13 protein-coding genes are annotated in these 17,370 nt (G+C 66.9%); 4 read left to right on the top strand and 9 right to left on the bottom strand.

What is annotated here, in order from left to right; genetic code table 11:
* Window positions 1-153 precede the first annotated feature (153 nt).
* From E0E05_RS09215 to E0E05_RS09230, 4 genes are all read right to left on the bottom strand, one after another.
* Entirely contained in the window at window positions 154-1,224 is a 1,071-nt protein-coding gene (locus tag E0E05_RS09215; RefSeq protein ID WP_131616441.1) for a BMP family ABC transporter substrate-binding protein, read from the bottom strand.
* Window positions 1,225-1,304: 80 nt separating this feature from the next.
* The gene (locus E0E05_RS09220; protein ID WP_131616442.1) at window positions 1,305-2,231 is read right to left on the bottom strand and encodes an ABC transporter permease; all 927 of its coding nucleotides are present in this window, start codon (window positions 2,229-2,231) and stop codon (window positions 1,305-1,307) included.
* Window positions 2,228-3,352, bottom strand: coding sequence for an ABC transporter permease (locus tag E0E05_RS09225; protein WP_192900396.1), 1,125 nt, complete (start codon window positions 3,350-3,352; stop codon window positions 2,228-2,230). Before E0E05_RS09225 ends, E0E05_RS09220 begins: the two co-directional genes overlap by 4 nt.
* Window positions 3,349-4,932: an ABC transporter ATP-binding protein gene (locus E0E05_RS09230; protein ID WP_131616443.1), complete on the bottom strand. Its 1,584-nt coding sequence runs from the start codon at window positions 4,930-4,932 to the stop codon at window positions 3,349-3,351. The genes E0E05_RS09225 and E0E05_RS09230 overlap by 4 nt, the downstream gene beginning before the upstream one ends.
* A gap of 180 nt (window positions 4,933-5,112) precedes the next feature.
* Between E0E05_RS09230 and E0E05_RS09235 the strand changes: the two genes are divergently transcribed.
* Window positions 5,113-6,348 carry a UbiH/UbiF family hydroxylase gene (locus E0E05_RS09235; RefSeq protein ID WP_131616444.1) on the top strand — a complete coding sequence of 412 codons (1,236 nt, stop codon included), beginning with the start codon at window positions 5,113-5,115 and terminating at the stop codon, window positions 6,346-6,348.
* Here the strand turns inward: E0E05_RS09235 and E0E05_RS09240 are convergent.
* A complete protein-coding gene (locus tag E0E05_RS09240; RefSeq protein WP_131616445.1) occupies window positions 6,323-7,288 on the bottom strand; it encodes an AEC family transporter in 966 nt (321 codons plus the stop codon). The two genes, E0E05_RS09235 and E0E05_RS09240, sit on opposite strands and share 26 nt — an antisense overlap.
* 127 nt (window positions 7,289-7,415) lie before the next feature.
* On the opposite strand from E0E05_RS09240, the gene hspQ reads away from it, so the two are divergent.
* Window positions 7,416-7,742 carry a heat shock protein HspQ gene (hspQ, locus tag E0E05_RS09245; protein ID WP_131617976.1) on the top strand — a complete coding sequence of 109 codons (327 nt, stop codon included), beginning with the start codon at window positions 7,416-7,418 and terminating at the stop codon, window positions 7,740-7,742.
* 52 nt (window positions 7,743-7,794) lie between these two features.
* Here the strand turns inward: hspQ and E0E05_RS09250 are convergent, their stop codons facing one another.
* Both E0E05_RS09250 and E0E05_RS09255 read right to left on the bottom strand, forming a co-directional pair.
* Window positions 7,795-8,463, bottom strand: a complete 669-nt coding sequence (locus tag E0E05_RS09250) for a DsbA family oxidoreductase (RefSeq protein WP_131616446.1) — start codon at window positions 8,461-8,463, stop codon at window positions 7,795-7,797.
* 25 nt (window positions 8,464-8,488) lie between these two features.
* Window positions 8,489-10,318 carry an extracellular solute-binding protein gene (locus tag E0E05_RS09255; RefSeq protein ID WP_244597649.1) on the bottom strand — a complete coding sequence of 610 codons (1,830 nt, stop codon included), beginning with the start codon at window positions 10,316-10,318 and terminating at the stop codon, window positions 8,489-8,491.
* A gap of 195 nt (window positions 10,319-10,513) precedes the next feature.
* Between E0E05_RS09255 and E0E05_RS09260 the strand changes: the two genes are divergently transcribed.
* Entirely contained in the window at window positions 10,514-11,146 is a 633-nt protein-coding gene (locus E0E05_RS09260) for an invasion associated locus B family protein (RefSeq protein WP_131616447.1), read from the top strand.
* A gap of 73 nt (window positions 11,147-11,219) precedes the next feature.
* Here the strand turns inward: E0E05_RS09260 and mfd are convergent, their stop codons facing one another.
* Together mfd and E0E05_RS09270 are read right to left on the bottom strand one after the other, a co-directional pair.
* Window positions 11,220-14,726, bottom strand: a complete 3,507-nt coding sequence (gene mfd / locus E0E05_RS09265; RefSeq protein WP_131616448.1) for a transcription-repair coupling factor — start codon at window positions 14,724-14,726, stop codon at window positions 11,220-11,222.
* A gap of 3 nt (window positions 14,727-14,729) precedes the next feature.
* Window positions 14,730-15,005: an FAD assembly factor SdhE gene (locus E0E05_RS09270; protein WP_131616449.1), complete on the bottom strand. Its 276-nt coding sequence runs from the start codon at window positions 15,003-15,005 to the stop codon at window positions 14,730-14,732.
* 105 nt (window positions 15,006-15,110) lie between these two features.
* Between E0E05_RS09270 and recG the strand changes: the two genes are divergently transcribed.
* Window positions 15,111-17,219, top strand: coding sequence for an ATP-dependent DNA helicase RecG (recG, locus tag E0E05_RS09275; RefSeq protein ID WP_131616450.1), 2,109 nt, complete (start codon window positions 15,111-15,113; stop codon window positions 17,217-17,219).
* Window positions 17,220-17,370: the final 151 nt, after the last annotated feature.

Raw genomic sequence — 17,370 nt, forward strand, 5'->3', positions numbered from 1 at the left:
CCTTCGGTTCTGTGTCCGATTAGCCCTGCCCGGCCTGTCCCGACAAGCCGCTTGGGGCGGTAAAAGACCTTGACCGGGCCGGAAAGGGCGGCGGCCGAACCGGCAACGAAAAAGGCGCCCGGAGGCGCCTTTGCCGATCAATTCAAGGCCGGATCACTCCGGAAGCTGGTCGTCGATGCCTTCGATGTAGAAGTTCATGCCGAGCAGTTCGCCTTCGCTGGCGGTCGCGCCTTCGGCCAGCCACTCGGTCCCGTCCTGCTTGTTGATCGGGCCGGTGAACGGCTCGAAATCGCCCACCATGATGCGCTTTTCGGTGTCGTTGGCCATCGCGGCGACATCGTAGGGCATGTTCCAGTACGGCGCCATGACCACGTGCCCTTCGGCGAGCCCGCCCCAGACATCGTGCTGCTCCCAAGTGCCGTCGAGCACCGCGCCCACGCGTTCGATGTAGTAGGACGCCCAGTCATCGACGATCGAGGTCAGCTGGGTCTCCTCGCCGAACGCGAACATGTCCGACGCCTGGCCGAACGCCTTGATGCCGCGCTCGGCGGCCACCTGCATCGGCGCGGTCGAATCGGTGTGCTGCACCATGATGTCGACGCCCTGGTCGACCAGCGCCTTGGCGGCATCCGATTCCCTGCCCGGGTCGAACCAGGTGTTCACCCAGACCACCTTGACCTCGAAATCGGGATTGATCGACTGCGCGCCGAGCATGAACGCGTTGATGCCGCGAACCACCTCGGGGATCGGGAACGAGCCGATATAGCCGGCAACGCCCGCCTCGGACACGCTCGCCGCGATCTGGCCCAGAACGTAGCGGCCCTGGTAGAACTTCGAGTTGTAGGTCGCCACGTTCTCTGATTCACGCTTGTAGCCGGTGGCGTGCTCGAATTTCACGTCCGGAAAGCGCGCCGCGATCTTGTTGGTCGCGTCCATGAAGCCGAACGAGGTGGTGAAGATGATGTCGCAGCCCGAACGGGCAAAGCGCTCGATCGCGCGCTCGGCGTCCGCGCCTTCCGAAACGCTTTCCAGATAGGCGGTCTCGACACGGTCGCCGAACTGCTCCTCGACGGCGAGAAGGCCCTGATGGTGCTGATACGACCAGCCATAGTCGCCGATCGGACCGACATAGATCCAGCAGGCCTTGGCGTCGGCCGCCTGGGCGGTCGCCGTGGCTGCGAGAGCGGCTCCTGCCGCCAGAAGTGTTGTTGCAAGCTTGTTCATCGTTGCCTTTCCCCGAAACGCGTCACTGAGATGATCTGGCGCCCGTGCGCCTCCCGGCCGTGATGGTTCTGTTCTTTCGCTTAGCGTTCCGGGACAAATGGCTTGCCCAGCGACGCCGGCGTATTCCGCATCGTCATCCGTCTGTTCGATGAAATCAAGACGAGAACGACGATCGTCGCCAGATAAGGCAGCGCCGACAGGAACTGCGAGGGAATGCCGAGCCCCTGCGCCTGCACGTGGAACTGGGCGATCGTGACCGCGCCGAACAGATAGGCGCCGACGACGACCCGCCACGGCAGCCATGAGGCGAAGACGACCAGCGCCAGCGCGATCCAGCCCCGCCCCGCGGTCATGCCCTCGACCCATTGCGGAATGTAGACCAGCGACAGGTGCGCTCCCGCCAGCCCGGCGCAGGCGCCGCCGAACATGACCGCCAGATAGCGCACGCCGATCACGTTGATGCCGAGCGCGTGGGCCGAGCCGTGATTGTCGCCGACCGCCCGCAGCGTCAGTCCGGCGCGGGTGCGGAAGATGAACCACCACACGCCGATCGCGAGCGCCACCGACATGTAGAAGATCGGATCCTGGCCGAAGACGAGCTTGCCGATAAGCGGAATGTCCGACAGCAACGGTATGTCGAGCGTGCCGAGCTTGACGCCGGGCAGGCCGACGAACCGTTCGCCCACCATGCCGGCCACGCCGAGACCGAGCAGGGTCAGCGACAGGCCCGTCGCGACCTGGTTGGTCGCAAGCGTCAGGGTCAGGAAGCCGAACAGCAGCGAGAACAGCGCGCCGCAGACGATCGCCGCGAGCACGCCGGCCCATGGGGAGCCGGTCAACTGGGCCGCGCCGAAACCGGTCACCGCGCCGATGATCATCATGCCCTCGACGCCCAGATTGAGCACGCCCGATCGCTCGACGACCAGTTCGCCGAGCGCGGCGATCAGCAGCGGCGTCGCCGCCGTGATGATCGTCAGCACGATCGCCTGAAGAATGTCGGGGCTCATTGCGCGGCCTCCAGCCTGGCCTTGACCGCCTCCGGTTCGGGCGCCGGCTGCGGTTTGGGGCGCACGATGCGGATGCGGTAACGGATCAGCGTGTCGCAGGCGAGCACCGAGAACAGCAGCACACCCTGGAAGACGTTGGCGACCTTGTCGGAAATGCCGAGCGAGATCTGCGCCGCCTCGCCGCCCAGATAGGACAGCGCCAGGATCAGGCCTGCAGCGACGATCCCGAACGGATTGAGCCGTCCGAGGAAGGCGACGATGATCGCGGTGAACCCGTAGCCCGGCGAGATCGACGGCCGAAGCTGGCCGATCGCCCCGGAAACCTCGACGATGCCGGCGAGACCCGCGAGCGCGCCCGACAGAAGAAACGCGAAGAACACCATGCGCCGCTGCGAGAAGCCGGCGAACCGCCCTGCCCGCGGGCTGGCGCCAAGGACGCGGATCTCGTAGCCTTTCAGCGTCTGCGCGAGCATGAACCAGACCACGAGCGCCGCAAGGATCGCGAAGACGAAGCCGAAATGGGCGCGTCCGGATGCCGACATCATCTCGGGCAGGACCGCATCGGCATGAAACGAGCGCGTCTCGGGAAAGTTGAACCCTTCCGGATTGCGCCAGGGTCCGCGCACCAGCCAGTCGAGAAAGAGCTGGGCGACGTAGACCAGCATCAGCGAGGACAGAATCTCGTTGGTCCCGAACCGCGCCTTCAGGAATGCCGGGATGGTCGCCCACGCCATGCCGCCGGCTAGGCCCATCAGCAGCATCATGGGCAGAACGAGCGGGCCGGTGATCTCCGGATAGAGGACCGGCAGGATCGAGCCGGCGACCGCGCCCATGACGAACTGGCCCTCGGCGCCGATGTTCCAGTTGTTGGACAGAAAGCACACCGAAAGCCCGACCGCGATCAGGATCAGCGGCGTCGCCTTGATGATCAGCTCATGCAGCGACCAGACCTCGGTCAGCGGCTCGATGAAGTAGGCGTAAAGGCCGGTGATCGGCGACTTGCTCAGCATGGCGAACATCAGCGCGCCGATCAGCGCTGTGATCACAACGGCAATGAACGGCGAAAGGATCGAAAACAGCGTCGAATGCTGCGGCCGGCGGTCCAGTTCGATGCGGATCATGCGGCGGCCCCTTGCTGCTTTTCAGGCTCGGCTCCGCCCATCAGCAGGCCCAGTTGCTCGCGGGTGACGGTGCGCGCATCGAGCGGCTCGGACAACGCGCCCAGATGCAGAACCGCGATCCGGTCGCAGATCTCCAGCAGTTCATCGAGATCCTGGCTGATGACGAGGGCGGCCGCGCCCTTGCCCGCCGCATCCATAAGCGCCTGCCTGATGCGCGCGGCCGCGCCCGCATCGACACCCCAGGTCGGCTGGTTGACGATGAACAGGTGCGGTCGCCGGTCGAACTCCCGGCCAAGAATGAGCTTCTGCAGATTGCCGCCCGACAGCGTCCCGGCATCGGGATTGTCGCCCGACTTGCGCACGTCCATCGCATCGACGACGCGCGACAGCGTCCGTCCGAGCGCCGAGCGCCGCAGCATGCCCAGCCGCCCGCCCGACTGATAGGCGCTGGCGTCCGATGCGTGGCGGCTGAGCAGGATGTTCTCGGTCAGCGCCATGGTGGCGACCGCCGCGTGGCCGAACCGTTCCTCGGGCGCGAAGGCGGCCCCCAGCCGCCGCCGGCCGTTCGGACCGAGACGGCCGGCCGGCGTGCCGCCGATCAGAACGGCATTGGCGTTGGCCTGCAATTGCTCGCCCGAGAGCGCTTCGAACAGTTCGGACTGGCCGTTGCCCGCCACACCGGCGATGCCGAACACTTCGCCCGCATGCACCTCGAGATGGATGCCGCGCAGCGGCGTCGAGAACGGGCCGAGCGGCGGCTGGTCGAGCGCGTGCACGGCGAGCACGGTCTTGCGACCCTCCATCGCCGCCTCGTGATCGGCCGGACTGCGGCGGACCGCCTCCACCTCGGCGCCGACCATCATCGCGGCAAGACTGCTCGCGGTCTCCTGGCGCGGGTCGCAATGGGCGACGACCTTGCCGTGCCGCAGAACGGTCGCGCGCTCGCAGAGCCGTTTTACCTCCTCGAGCTTGTGCGAGATGTAGAGGATCGCCTTGCCCTCGGCCTTCAGCACCTCCAGCGTCTCGAACAGGCGCTCGGCCTCCTGCGGCGTGAGCACCGATGTCGGCTCGTCCAGGATGATCAGTTCGGGCTTCTGCAGCAGGCAGCGGATGATCTCGACGCGCTGGCGTTCGCCCACAGAAAGATCGCCGGCGAGCGCTTCGGGATTGAGCGTCAGCCTGTAATGCTCGCCGAGCCGGCGCGCCTCGTCCGCCACCGTCGACAGCGTGACGTCTTGCTCCAGCGACAGGGCCACATTCTCTGCGACCGTTAGCGAGTCAAAAAGGGAAAAGTGTTGGAAAACCATGCCGAGGCCAAGCTTTCTTGCATCGGATGGGCTGGGGATCGCGACCGGCTGGCCCCGCCAGAGGATCCGTCCGCCATCGGGCTTGAGCGAGCCGAACAGCATCTTGACCAGCGTCGACTTGCCCGCCCCGTTCTCGCCGAGCAGCGCGTGGATTTCCCCGGCGACGATATCGAGATCGACCGCATCGTTGGCGACCAGCGCGCCGAAGCGCTTGGTGATGCCCTCGACCGCCAGCAGCGGCGCCGTCGTCGTCGCGGATGCGTTGTCGTGCATGGGCGGCCCGTTCGTTGCGCAACCGGCAGAAGGTAGGCGGGCGCGGCATCGCTGCGCAATGCAAAATGTACCGGTCGGGAAAAACTCCCCACAATCGCCACGTCACTGCGGCAAAAGGCGGCTGGACACGGCGCGCCCGCCGCGCCAACTCTGCCGATGACCGAACACCGGAGACCGAACATGACCAAGCCTGCCGACATCCTCGTTTCCGGAGCAGGCCCGACCGGCATGGCCGCCGCGCTCGAGGCCGCCGCCTGCGGCTACAGGACCGTGCTTGCCGCGCCGTCGGGAACGTTTCTGGACGACGATGCGCGCACGACCGCGCTGATGCGCCCGGGTATCGCCATGCTGCGCGAATACGGCGTCTTCGATGCCTGCGCGGACCGGAGCGCTCCCCTGAAGACGCTGCGCATCGTCGATGCGACCGACCGGCTGTTCCGCGCACCGTCCGTCAGCTTCCGCGCCAGCGAAGCCGGGTTCGACGAGTTCGGCTTCAACATCCCCAACCGGGTGCTCAATGCGGCATTCGAGGAAGCGGTCGGCGCAAGTGACCTGATCGAGGTCGTCGATGCCATGGTCTCGGCGATCGCCTTCAACGAGGACGCGGCCTTCGCCACGCTGTCGAACGGCGACACCTATGAGACCAAGCTCGTCGTCGGGGCCGACGGCGTCAACTCGCTGGTCAGGCAGGCGGCGGACATCGGCCAGCGCAATTGGGCCTATCCGCAGACCGCCGTGGTCGCCGCGTTCGATCATGAGCGCCATCATGGCTTCACATCGACCGAATTCCACACGCAGGAGGGACCGTTTACCCAGGTTCCCCTGCCTGGCAACCGATCGAGCCTGGTCTGGGTGATGCGGCCAGAGCGGGTCGAAGAGGTGATGGCGATGGCGCCCGACGCGCTGGCGCTCGAGATCGAACGAAATCTGCAATCCACGCTCGGCAAGATCTCGGGCGTGACGACGCCCCAGGCCTGGCCGCTGTCGAGCCTTGTCGCCAACACGTTCGGCAAGGCCCGCGTCATGCTGATCGGCCAAGCGGCCCATGCCTTCCCGCCGATCGGCGCGCAGGGTCTCAATCTGGGCTTCCGCGATGTCGCCGATCTGGCCGCCGTGCTCGCCAAGGCCGGTGATGACCCCGGCGCACCGTCGGTCGCGCGCCGTTACGACATGCGTCGGCGCGCCGACGTCTACATGCGCACCGGCGGCGTCGACCTGCTCAACCGGTCGCTGCTGACCGATTTCCTGCCAGTGCAGATGGGCCGCGCCGCGTTCCTGTCGGTGCTGAGGAACATCGCGCCGCTGCGCGGTCTGGTCATGCGCGAGGGCATCGAACCCGGCGGCGGCCTCAGGGCGATCGCCGAAGGCTTCCGGCGGGTGCCCTCGCCCGTCAGAACAGATCGGCCGGCAGGATAGAATTGGTCATCAGGTAGAGCAGCAGCGTCACGGTCGCGACCGAGCCGACCGTGGTCAGCAGCACCATGGCCGAGGCGCGCTCGACCCAGACGCCATATTGCTGTGCGATGACGTAGACGTTGGTGGCGCTTGGAAGCGCGGCCAGCAGCATCGCCGAATAGACCCACACCGGCGGGAAATCGCCGATGTAAGAGACCAGCACGTAGGCAAGAAGCGGGTGCACGATCAGCTTGATCGGCACGATGAAGCCGGTCTCGGCCGGCACGCGCTTGAGCGGCCGGAGCGCCAGCGTGACGCCCATCGCGAACAGCGCGCACGGCGCCGCCGCGCCGGCCAGATAGTCGAGCAGCGTCTGGGCCGGCGCCGGCGGGCGGAACCCGATCACCGCCGCGCCGATGCCGACGATCGTGGCCAGGATGAACGGATGCAGCAGGATGCGGCGCGCAACTTCCAGCGCCAGCTTCCATGCCGGCGGCTTGTCGGGCGATTCATCGGCCAGCGCCATCATCAGCGGCGCCATGACGAAGTGCAGCGTGTTGTCGAAGCAGAAGACCAGCGCCACCGGCACCACGGCCGCCTCGCCGAACGCCAGCAGCGCAAGCCCCGGCCCCATATAGCCGATATTGCCGTAGGCCGCGGCCAGCCCCATGATCGTCGACTGGTCGATCTTGCCGCGCGTGCGGAAGATGCCGATCACGAACATCAGCGCGAACACCGCGAAGGTTGTCAGCGTCGTGCCGATGATGAACCGCCACTGCGTCAGTTCCTCGACCGGGGTCTTGGCCAGCAGGTTGAAGAACAGCGCCGGCAGCGCGACGTAGATGATGAACGTGTTCATCCAGCCGAGCGCCTCGATCGGCTGGCGCGTCAGGCGCGCGGCGATGAAGCCAAGCGCGATCAGCCCGAAGAACGGCAGAACCAGGCCGATGACGTTTGCCATGAATTCCCCTGCGCGGCCGACAGGCCCGAACGGGCCGGCGATAGCGGTCCGTGCCGCGCGGGGTCAAGGCCTTGAAACAAGTCGTCAATCGCATCAGATTAACGCCATGAGATACTCAGACGCCAAAATGGTGCACGCGCGGTTCGCGATCGGCGATATCGTCCGGCACCGCATGTTTCCGTTTCGGGGGGTGATCTTCGATATCGACCCCGAGTTCGACAACACCGAGGAATGGTATGAAGCCATTCCCGCCGAAATCCGTCCGCGCAAGGACCAGCCCTTCTACCACCTGCTCGCCGAGAACGAGGACACCGAATATGTGGCCTATGTCTCCGAGCAGAACCTTCTGCCGGATGAGAGCGGCGAACCCGTCCGCCACCCGCAGGTGGGCGACATGTTCGACTGGAATGCCGATAACGGCCGCTACGTGGTCCGCGACGCCATCGCGCACTGACGGTGTGCGCCCTGCGATAGATCGAAGATGAAACAATGTGCCCGCGCCGTTGTCAGACGGCGCGGGTTTCCTTTGCCGCCTCGCGCATCGCCATGATCAGTGTCTCGGGCTCGTGGGCACCCGAAACGGCGATCCGGCGCGCGAAGATGAAACAGGGCACGCCCGTCACGCCGATCTGCGCGGCGTGGGCCGCCTCGGCGCCGACCTCCTCGACATCGCGCTCGGTTGCCAGCAGATCCCGGACAAGGGCGTCGTCCATGCCCGCCTCGCCAGCGGCGCGCGCCAGCACGTCGGTCTTCCCGATGTCCTCGCCGTGCAGGAAGAAGCGGCGGAAGAGCTGCTCGACGACGGCACCCTGGGTCGCCTCGTCGACGCCGCCGGCCCAGCGGATCACGCGGTGCGCATCGAGCGTGTTCGGCGACACGTCGATGGCCTCGAAATTGAAGTCGATGCCTTCGCTGGCGCCGGCCGCGCCGATGCGGGCATAGGCTTCCTGCGCCTGATCGGCGCCGCCGAACTTCGCATCGAGATACTCGCGCCGGTCGACGCCGCCGGCGGGAATGGTCGCATCGAGCTGGAACGGCCGCCATGTCACCGACAGGTCGAACTCGCCCTCGGCCATCTCCGCGGCCCGTTCGAGCCGTCGCTTGCCGATGAAGCACCAGGGGCACATCACGTCGGAGATGACGTCGACGCTCATCGGCGCGGGATCGCTCGTCATGTCCACCTTTCCGGCGCCGGGCGCCCTATTCGCTTCGCGTCGACCACCAGACCGGCAGTTGATAGCCGTAGAGCGGCGTGTCCGTGTCCGGATATTCGATGTGGTTCCAGTGCGCGACCCAGCTTTCGCGCAGATGGTAGAGCGGCACGGCATAGTGACCCGAGATCAGGATCCGGTCGAGCGCCCTCACCGCCGCCGCGAATTCGTCCCGGTCGCGCGCATTGACCATCTCCTCGATCATCGCATCGATCGCCGGATCATTGGCGCCGGCGAAGTTGAAGGTGCCTTCGGGCTCGACCGATTGCGAGCCCCAGCGCCATATCTGCTCGGCGCCCGGCGACAGGGACGCCGACAGCGAGCCGGCGACCATGTCGTAGTCCCAGGTCTGACGGCGTTTCTGGAACTGCGCATCGTCGACGCCGCGCAGCGAAATCGCGATGCCGATCGCTTCGGCCGTGCGCTGATAGGCGAGCGCCATCCGCTCGATCTCGTTGGTGGTCGCGCCGACGACCGTGCCGAGCAGGATCTCGAATGAGAGCTGCTCGCCATCCTTCATCATGCGGCCGTCCACGATCTCGTAGCCGGCCTCGGCGAGCTTGGCGACCGCCTCGCGCAGCACGGAGCGGTCACGTCCCGAACCGTCGGTGACCGTCGGCGCGTAGGTGCCGTCCATGATGTCGGGCGAGACCGCGTCGGCGAAAGGCGCCAGCAACGCCCTTTCGCGCTCCGTCGCGGGGCGACCAAGCGCGGACAGCTCGTCCGAATTCTGCCAGTAGGAGCCGGTGCGCGAAAACCGGTCCGAGAACAGGTTCGCGTTGATCCATTCGAAATCGAACAGCATCGAAAGCGCCTCGCGCACCCTGCCGTCCGCGAACACGTCCCGACGCGTGTTGAAGAAGAAGCCGAAGAACCGGTCGGGCCGGTCGGACACGAAGGTCGACTTCAACACTTCGCCGTTCTCGACGGCCGGGAAGTCGTAGGCCGTCTCCCATTTGACCGGATCGCTTTCGGGGTAGATGTCGAAAACGCCCTTCTTGAAGGCCTCGAAGCGCGCCGTCGCGTCGCGGAAATACTCGATCGTGATCGTCTCGTAGTTCGCAAAGCCGCGCATCGCCGGAACCTCGGCGCCCCAATAGTCTGGATTGCGCCGATAGGTGATGCGGGTGCCCGGCTCGACGCTCTCGACGAGATAGGGTCCGCTGCCCACGGGCGGCTCGAGCGTTGAATCCTCGAACGTGTCGACATCGATGGCGTGTCTGGGCAGCACCGGCGTCAGGCCGATGATCAGCGGAAATTCGCGATTGGCCTGCTCGTTGAGGTTGAACCTCACCTTGCGCTCGCCGGTCTTCTCGATCGACTCGATCCGGTCCATCCGGCTCGAATAGGGCGGACGGCCCTTCTCGGCGAAGATCTCGTAGGTGAAGATCACGTCCTCGGGCGTCACCGGCTCACCGTCCGACCAGCGCGCCTCCTCGTTCAGCGTGAATTCGACCCAGGTGCGCGCATCGTCCGTCTCCACGCTCTCGGCGAGGAGGCCGTACATGGTGAACGGCTCGTCGCGCGAGCGCTGCAGCAGCGGCTCGTAGATCATGTTGCCGAATTCGGGATCCCACACGCCGCGCGCGGTCGTGCGCATCGACTTGAGGACGAAAGGATTGAGGCTGTCGAACGTGCCGACCACGCCATAGGTGACCGATCCGTCCTTCGGCGCGTCCGGGTTGGCATAGGGGAAATGCGTGTAGTCCGGCGGCAGCGCCGGCTCGCCATGCATCGCGATGCCGTGCATCGGCTCCGCCGGCGCCGGCAGCGCGGCGAACGAAACGGCCACTGCGGCAAGAATGATGTGGCGCAGCAACGAACCGCTCCCTTTGCGTCGAATCCGGATGGCCGCACCATGCCAGAACCCCGATAGACTTCAAGGGTCGGCCGGGGCTGGAAAGCGCAGCCTTGAATGTGTATCAGCACCGGCAGGCAATCGTCACGGTCCGGCCGCATTTGCGGGCCACGGCTGCGGCACCTCAAGGCAACACAGCAATCACGAAGGACGAACATGGCGACGGCATCGAAAACGGCTTGCCTGGCAGCGGCGCTCGGGGCTCTCGCGCTCACCGGCGCGACGGCCCATGCTCAGGGACAGCCCACGCCCCAGAACGAATGGTTCAAGGTCTGCACAAAACAGGCCGACAACGACATCTGCAACGTGCAGAACATCCGCACGGCCCAGACCGGGCAGCTTCTCACCGCAGTGAACATGATCCAGATCACCGGCAAGCAGAACCGCGCCCTGTTCCAGGTCGCCGTTCCGACCGGCCGGGTCATTCCCGCCGGCGTGGCCTTGCAGATCGACGATGGCGAGACCCAGCGCATCCCCTATTCGATCTGCCTGCCCGACCGCTGCATCGCCGAGGCGCAGCTCAGCCAGGAACTGATCAACGCGTTCAAGGCCGGCGGCAGCGTGACGCTGACGACCGTCAATTTCCAGAATCAGCCGAACCCGGTCGAGGTGACGCTGCAGGGCTTCACCGCCGCGTTCGAGGGCAACCCGCTCAAGCAGTCCGAGCTTGAATCACGTCAGCAGGAACTGCAGGCCGAGATCGAACGGCGTCGCGAGGAATTCCAGGAGCGGCTCAAGGCCGAGCAGGATCGCGCCAAGGCCGACGACGGCGCTGCTGCGACCGAATAAGGCCGAACCCGGCGCCCAATAGCGCCGACGACATCATCGGGCCGCCGGCGTTCCGCGCCGGCGGTCTTTTCGTTCAGGCCGCCTGCTTCTGGGTCTCGGCCAGCTTGGCCAGCCGGGTCATCAGCACCGCCGCGCCGGCGAGACGCTTCTCCGGGCTCGGCCAGTTGCGCGAGAAGACGACGGACTGGTCCGGTCGGATCTTGGCCAGATCGCCCTGCTCGCCAATCCACTGGACCAGGCCCGCCGGATTGGCGAATTCCTTGTTGCGGAACTGCACGACCGCGCCCTTCGGGCCGGCATCGAGCTTTTCGACATTGGCCTGCCGGCACAGCGCCTTGATGTAGACGATCTTCAGAAGGTGCTCGACCTCCTCGGGAAGCGGGCCGAACCGGTCGATCATCTCGGCGCCGAAGCCGTCGATTTCGGACACGTCCTCGAGCCCACCAAGCCGGCGGTAGAGCGACAGGCGCAGCGACAGGTCGGCGACATAGCTCTCCGGGATCATCACCGGCGTGCCGACGGTGATCTGCGGCGACCATTCGCCATGGTCGGCATCGTCCTCGCCCTTCAGTTCGGCGACCGCCTCTTCGAGCATCTGCTGGTAGAGTTCGAACCCGACTTCCTTGATGTGCCCGGACTGTTCCTCGCCCAGAAGGTTGCCCGCGCCGCGAATGTCCAGATCGTGGCTGGCAAGCTGGAAGCCCGCGCCGAGCGTATCGAGCGACTGCAGCACCTTCAGGCGCCGGTCGGCGGTCTTGGTCAGCGGCTTGTTGGCCGGCAGCGTGAACAGCGCATAGGCGCGCAGCTTTGACCGTCCGACGCGGCCGCGAAGCTGGTAGAGCTGGGCAAGGCCGAACATGTCGGCGCGGTGGACGACGAGCGTGTTGGCGGTCGGAATGTCGAGCCCGCTCTCGACGATGGTCGTCGACAGCAGCACATCGTAAGAGCCGTCATAGAAGGCGTTCATGATGTCTTCGAGTTCGCCCGGCGCCATCTGTCCGTGCGCGACGGCGACCTTCAGTTCGGGCACGTTCTCGTCCAGATAGGCCTTGACGTCGCCAAGGTCGGAGATGCGCGGCACGACGTAGAAGCTCTGGCCGCCGCGATAGCGCTCGCGCAGCAGCGTTTCGCGGATCACCAGCGGATCGAACGGCGCGATGAACGTGCGCACCGCAAGCCGGTCGACCGGCGGCGTGGTGATCAGCGACAGTTCGCGCACGCCGGTCAGCGCCAGTTGCAGCGTGCGCGGGATCGGCGTCGCCGACAGGGTCAGCACATGCACGTCGGATTTGAGCTCCTTGAGCCGCTCCTTGTGCCTGACGCCGAAATGCTGCTCCTCGTCGACGATCAGCAAGCCGAGCCCCTTGAACCGGACGCCCTGCCCCAGAAGCGCGTGTGTGCCGACGACGATGTCGACCGAACCGTCGGCAATGCCCTTCTTCGCCTCGGCCAGCGCCTTCGGCCCGGCGATGCGCGATGCGTGCGCGATGTTGACCGGAAGTCCGGCGAAGCGCTCGGTGAAGCTCTTGTAGTGCTGGCGCGCCAGCAGCGTGGTCGGCACGACGACGGCCACCTGCAGCCCGTTCATGGCGGCCAGGAACGCCGCGCGCAGCGCCACCTCGGTCTTGCCGAAGCCGACATCGCCGCAGATCAGCCGGTCCATCGGACGGCCCTGCCCCAGATCCTCCTCGACGGCCTCGATCGCCGAAAGCTGGTCCTCGGTCTCGTCATAGGGAAAGCGCGCGGCGAACTCGTCATAGAGCCCTTCGGGCGCGCGCAGTTCGGGTGCGGTCCGCATCTGCCGCTCGGCGGCGATCCGGATCAGGTCGCCCGCCATGTCGAGCAGGCGTTTCTTCAGCTTGGCCTTGCGCGCCTGCCATGCGCCGCCGCCGAGCCGGTCGAGTTGCGCCTCGGCGCTGTCCGAGCCGTAGCGCGACAGAAGCTCGATGTTCTCCACCGGCAGGAACAGCCGGTCGTCGCCATGGTAGCGGATTTCCAGGCAGTCGTGCGGCGCGCCGGCCGCCTCGATCGTCTTCAGACCCGAAAAGCGGCCGATGCCGTGATCGACATGAACGACCAGATCGTCCGGGTTGAGCGCAGCCACCTCGGAGATGAAGTCCGAGCCGCGCTTCTTGCGCCTGCGCCGCACCAGCCGGTCGCCGACGATGTCCTGTTCTCCGACGATCTCCGTGTCGCCCCAGGCAAAACCGTGCTCGATGTTCAGGATCGCCGTGCCGATCACCGATCTGGGAAGGCCGGCGAGCGCGGCCGCATCGGGCGCGGCGCCCGAAAAGCCTTCGAGGCCGTGCTCCTCGAGGATCTGCGTCAGCCGCGTCAGCGAGCCTTCCGACCAGCCCGCCAGCACCAGGCGTTTTCCGCCGGCGCGGATGTCGGCCAGATGCCGTGCCGCGATCTCGAAGACGTTGGCGTCCTTCTGCGCGCGCTCGGCGGCGAAGTTGCGCACCGCGCGGCCGCCAAGCGCGATCGCCGCCGTGCCCTCGGTCTCGGGCTGATCGAACGGGGTAAGCCGGATCGCGGTGCGCGCGGCGAGCGTCGTGTCGACCTCCGTCTGGTCCATGTAGAGCGCGGCCGGCTCGACCGGCTTGTAGGGCGCCGCATCGGCCATCGCCTTGCCGGAAAGCTGGTCGGTGCGCGCGCGGTAATACTCCTGCACCTGATCGATTCGCTCGGCGACGGCGTTCATCGCCAGCGGCTCGAGCACCACCGGCGCGCCGGGAAGCGCGTCAAGCAGCGTCACCATTTCCTCGGAAAAGAACGGCAGCCAGTGCTCCATGCCGGCAAAACGCGTCTGCGCGACGACCGAGGCATAGAGCGCATCGTCGCGGGCGGGCGCGCCGAAGGCGTCGATGTAGCGCGCGCGGAACCGGCCGACCGATGCCGCATCGAGCGCCACCTCGCTCATCGGCTGCAGCGTGAAGCTCTTCTTCTGGTCGGTCGTGCGCTGGCTCGCCGCGTCGAAGCCGCGGATCGTTTCCAGCGTATCGCCGAAGAAGTCGAGCCGGACCGGACCCTCACCGCCGGGCGCATAAAGATCGACGATACCGCCGCGCACCGCATATTCGCCGACCTCGCGCACCGTCGGCACGCGCGCGAACCCGTTGCCGGACAGCGTGTCGATGAGCCCTTCCATCGCCACCACCTGGCCGGGGCGGACATGGATCGCCTGTGCGGCGATGGAGGCCGGCGGCGCGACCCGCTGGACGAGCGCATTGGCTGTCGTCAGCACGACCGCCCGGCGCGGCGTCCCGGTGAGCGAGTTGATCGCGATCAGCGCCGACAGCCGCTGCGCGGTGACCTCGGCGCTGGGCGAAACGCGGTCATAGGGCAGGCAGTCCCAGGCCGGAAACTGGATCACGTCGAGCTTGGGCGCGGCAAAGCCCAGCACCTGCGCGATGTCGGCCATACGGCCCGCATCGCGCGCCACATAGAGCACCGGCCCGTCCGTCTGCCCGGCAATGCCGGCCAGCACGAACCCCTCCATGCCGTCGGCGACGCCGGTCAGGGCAAGCTGGCCCGCATCGGCTGGCACATGCGGGAAGTCGAAAAGCGTTTCAGGCATCGGTCAGGTCAATTCGATCCGGTGGTGCGCGCAGATCGCGCGAAAGAGCGGCGTGTCGTGCTCGGGCGGCACGGGCCCCTCGCCCGTGAACCATTTGAAAAGGTCCCGGTCGAGGATCGCCATCAGCGATTCAAACGCGGCAAGCTCGTCGGCGTTCATTTCGTTCACATGGGCGTCCGCATAGCCGCCCAGCAGCAGATCCATTTCCTTCATGCCGCGATGCCAGGCGCGGAATTTCGCGCGCCTTCGGCGGACATCGAGGTCGGGTTCGTCTGTCATGACGGCGCAGCGATCCGGGGCTTTGGGTGATTGCCGGGGCATATAGCGTCCGCCGCCGCGCCTGTCAGCCTTGATCTTGGCGATGGCGGCAAAGATAACCGGCCGATGCGCCCGTCGATCCTCGATCCGCTGTTCGCCCCGGTCACCACGCTTGAAGGCGTCGGCGACCGCGTGGCCGCGCAGATCGGCCAGGCCCTCGGCAGAAGCGGCGAGCGCGGCGTTCCGCACGTCGCAGCGCTCCTCTTCCACCTGCCCCATTCGGTGATCGACCGGTCGGCCCGCCCGACCATTATGGCCGCCGTGCCTGGCACGATCGTCACGCTGACGCTGCATGTCGACCGGCATCAGGCACCGCCGCGCGGCAACCGGCGTGTGCCCTACCGCGTCTTCTGCCATGACGAATCGGGCGAGATCGCGCTGACCTTCTTCCGCGCCCACGGCGCATGGCTTGAACGCACGCTGCCCGTCGGCGAACGGGTGCTCGTGTCGGGCAAGGTCGAATGGTTCAACGGCCGCGCCTCGATGGTCCATCCCGACCACATCGTCGGCGAGGACGATGCGGACAGCCTGCCCGCCATCGAGCCGGTCTATCCGATGACTGCCGGGCTTTCGGCCAAGGTGCTGCGCCGGGCGATCCTGCAGACGCTCGAACGGCTGCCGGACCTGCCCGAATGGGACGACCCGGCGCTCATTGTCCGCGAGCGCTGGCCGACAATGAAGGGCGCCCTGCAGGCGATCCATCATCCGCAATCGGCGCTCGATATCGCGCTCGAGACGACCAACCGGCGCCGGCTCGCCTATGACGAACTGCTCGCCGGGCAATTGGCGCTGGCGCTGGTGCGCGCCCGAATGAAAAGGAAGGCGGGCCGCGCGCTGACCGGCGACGGCCGTCTGGTCGACGCGGTCGAGGCCGCGTTCGGCTTTGCGCTGACGGGCGCGCAGACCCGGTCATTCGGCGAGATCGCCGCCGACATGGAAGCGCCCGAGCGCATGCTGCGCCTGCTGCAGGGCGATGTCGGCGCCGGCAAGACGATCGTCGCGCTGATGGCGCTCGCCCGCGCCGTCGAGGCGGGCACGCAGGGCGCGCTGATGGCGCCGACCGAGGTGCTGGCGCGCCAGCACATGGCGACCATCGGTCCGCTGGCCGAAAAGGCCGGCCTGCGCGTGGCCCTGCTCACCGGCCGCGACAAGGGCGCCCGCCGCGCCGAGGTGCTCGACGCGCTGAAGGCCGGCGACATCGACATCCTGATCGGCACGCATGCCCTTTTTCAGGAAGGGGTCGAATTCGCCGATCTCGGCCTTGCGGTGATCGACGAGCAGCACCGGTTCGGCGTCCACCAGCGGCTGATGCTGTCGGCCAAGGGCGCGGCCGTCGACATGCTGGTGATGACGGCGACGCCGATCCCGCGCACGCTGGTGCTGACCGCCTATGGCGACATGGACGTCTCCAGGCTCGACGAAAAGCCCGCCGGCCGCAAGCCGATCCGGACCGTCGTCATGCCGATCGCGCGCATGGACGATCTGCTCGGCCGGGTCCGCGCCGCGCTCGACGAGGGACGCAAGATCTACTGGATCTGCCCGCTGGTCGAGGAAAGCGAGGACGTGCCGGTCATGTCGGCCGAGGCGCGCCATGCCGATCTGGTGAAATCCTTCGGCGATGCGGTCGGCCTCGTCCACGGCCGAATGGCCGGCCCGGACAAGGACGCGGCAATGGCCGCCTTCAAGGCCGGCGACACGCGCATTCTGGTGGCGACCACCGTAATCGAGGTGGGCGTCGACGTGCCCGATGCGACCATCATGATCATCGAGCATGCCGAGCGGTTCGGCCTGTCGCAGCTTCACCAGTTGCGCGGGCGTGTCGGGCGCGGCGCCGAAGCCTCGTCCTGCATCCTGCTCTATGGCGAACCGCTGGGCGAAACCGCCCGCGCCCGGCTCGACGTGATGCGCGCCACCGAGGACGGGTTCGTCATCGCCGAGGAGGATCTGCGCCTGCGCGGCGAAGGCGAACTTCTGGGCACGCGCCAGTCGGGCATGCCAGGCTTCACGCTGGCGCGCATGGAGGCCCATGCGGACCTTCTGCCCGTCGCGCGCTCGGACGCGCGGCTGATCCTCGAAACCGATCCCGAGCTTCAAGGCAAAAGGGGCAAGGCGCTGCGCACGCTGCTCTACCTGTTCGAACGCGACGCCGCCGTGCGCCTTCTGAGCGCAGGCTGAGAGTCGACCGGCGACATCACCAGCAGGGCCGTCATTCCGGGGCCGCGAAGCGGAACCCGGAATCCAGAGCGGAGACCTCAGCCATCGACGCACTGGATTCCGGATCAGGCTACGCCTGTCCGGAATGACGTGACGAAGGAGCGCGGCGCAC

The organism is Roseitalea porphyridii (genome assembly GCF_004331955.1).
Classification (GTDB): domain Bacteria; phylum Pseudomonadota; class Alphaproteobacteria; order Rhizobiales; family Rhizobiaceae; genus Roseitalea; species Roseitalea porphyridii.

What these genes read in the sequence shown, in the direction of transcription:
- E0E05_RS09215 (WP_131616441.1), bottom strand. Translation starts at nt 1,224, where the DNA reads ATGAACAAGCTTGCAACAACACTTCTGGCGGCAGGAGCCGCTCTCGCA.
- E0E05_RS09220 (WP_131616442.1), bottom strand. Translation starts at nt 2,231, where the DNA reads ATGAGCCCCGACATTCTTCAGGCGATCGTGCTGACGATCATCACGGCG.
- E0E05_RS09225 (WP_192900396.1), bottom strand. Translation starts at nt 3,352, where the DNA reads ATGATCCGCATCGAACTGGACCGCCGGCCGCAGCATTCGACGCTGTTT.
- E0E05_RS09230 (WP_131616443.1), bottom strand. Translation starts at nt 4,932, where the DNA reads ATGCACGACAACGCATCCGCGACGACGACGGCGCCGCTGCTGGCGGTC.
- E0E05_RS09235 (WP_131616444.1), top strand. Translation starts at nt 5,113, where the DNA reads ATGACCAAGCCTGCCGACATCCTCGTTTCCGGAGCAGGCCCGACCGGC.
- E0E05_RS09240 (WP_131616445.1), bottom strand. Translation starts at nt 7,288, where the DNA reads ATGGCAAACGTCATCGGCCTGGTTCTGCCGTTCTTCGGGCTGATCGCG.
- hspQ (WP_131617976.1), top strand. Translation starts at nt 7,416, where the DNA reads ATGGTGCACGCGCGGTTCGCGATCGGCGATATCGTCCGGCACCGCATG.
- E0E05_RS09250 (WP_131616446.1), bottom strand. Translation starts at nt 8,463, where the DNA reads ATGACGAGCGATCCCGCGCCGATGAGCGTCGACGTCATCTCCGACGTG.
- E0E05_RS09260 (WP_131616447.1), top strand. Translation starts at nt 10,514, where the DNA reads ATGGCGACGGCATCGAAAACGGCTTGCCTGGCAGCGGCGCTCGGGGCT.
- mfd (WP_131616448.1), bottom strand. Translation starts at nt 14,726, where the DNA reads ATGCCTGAAACGCTTTTCGACTTCCCGCATGTGCCAGCCGATGCGGGC.
- E0E05_RS09270 (WP_131616449.1), bottom strand. Translation starts at nt 15,005, where the DNA reads ATGACAGACGAACCCGACCTCGATGTCCGCCGAAGGCGCGCGAAATTC.
- recG (WP_131616450.1), top strand. Translation starts at nt 15,111, where the DNA reads ATGCGCCCGTCGATCCTCGATCCGCTGTTCGCCCCGGTCACCACGCTT.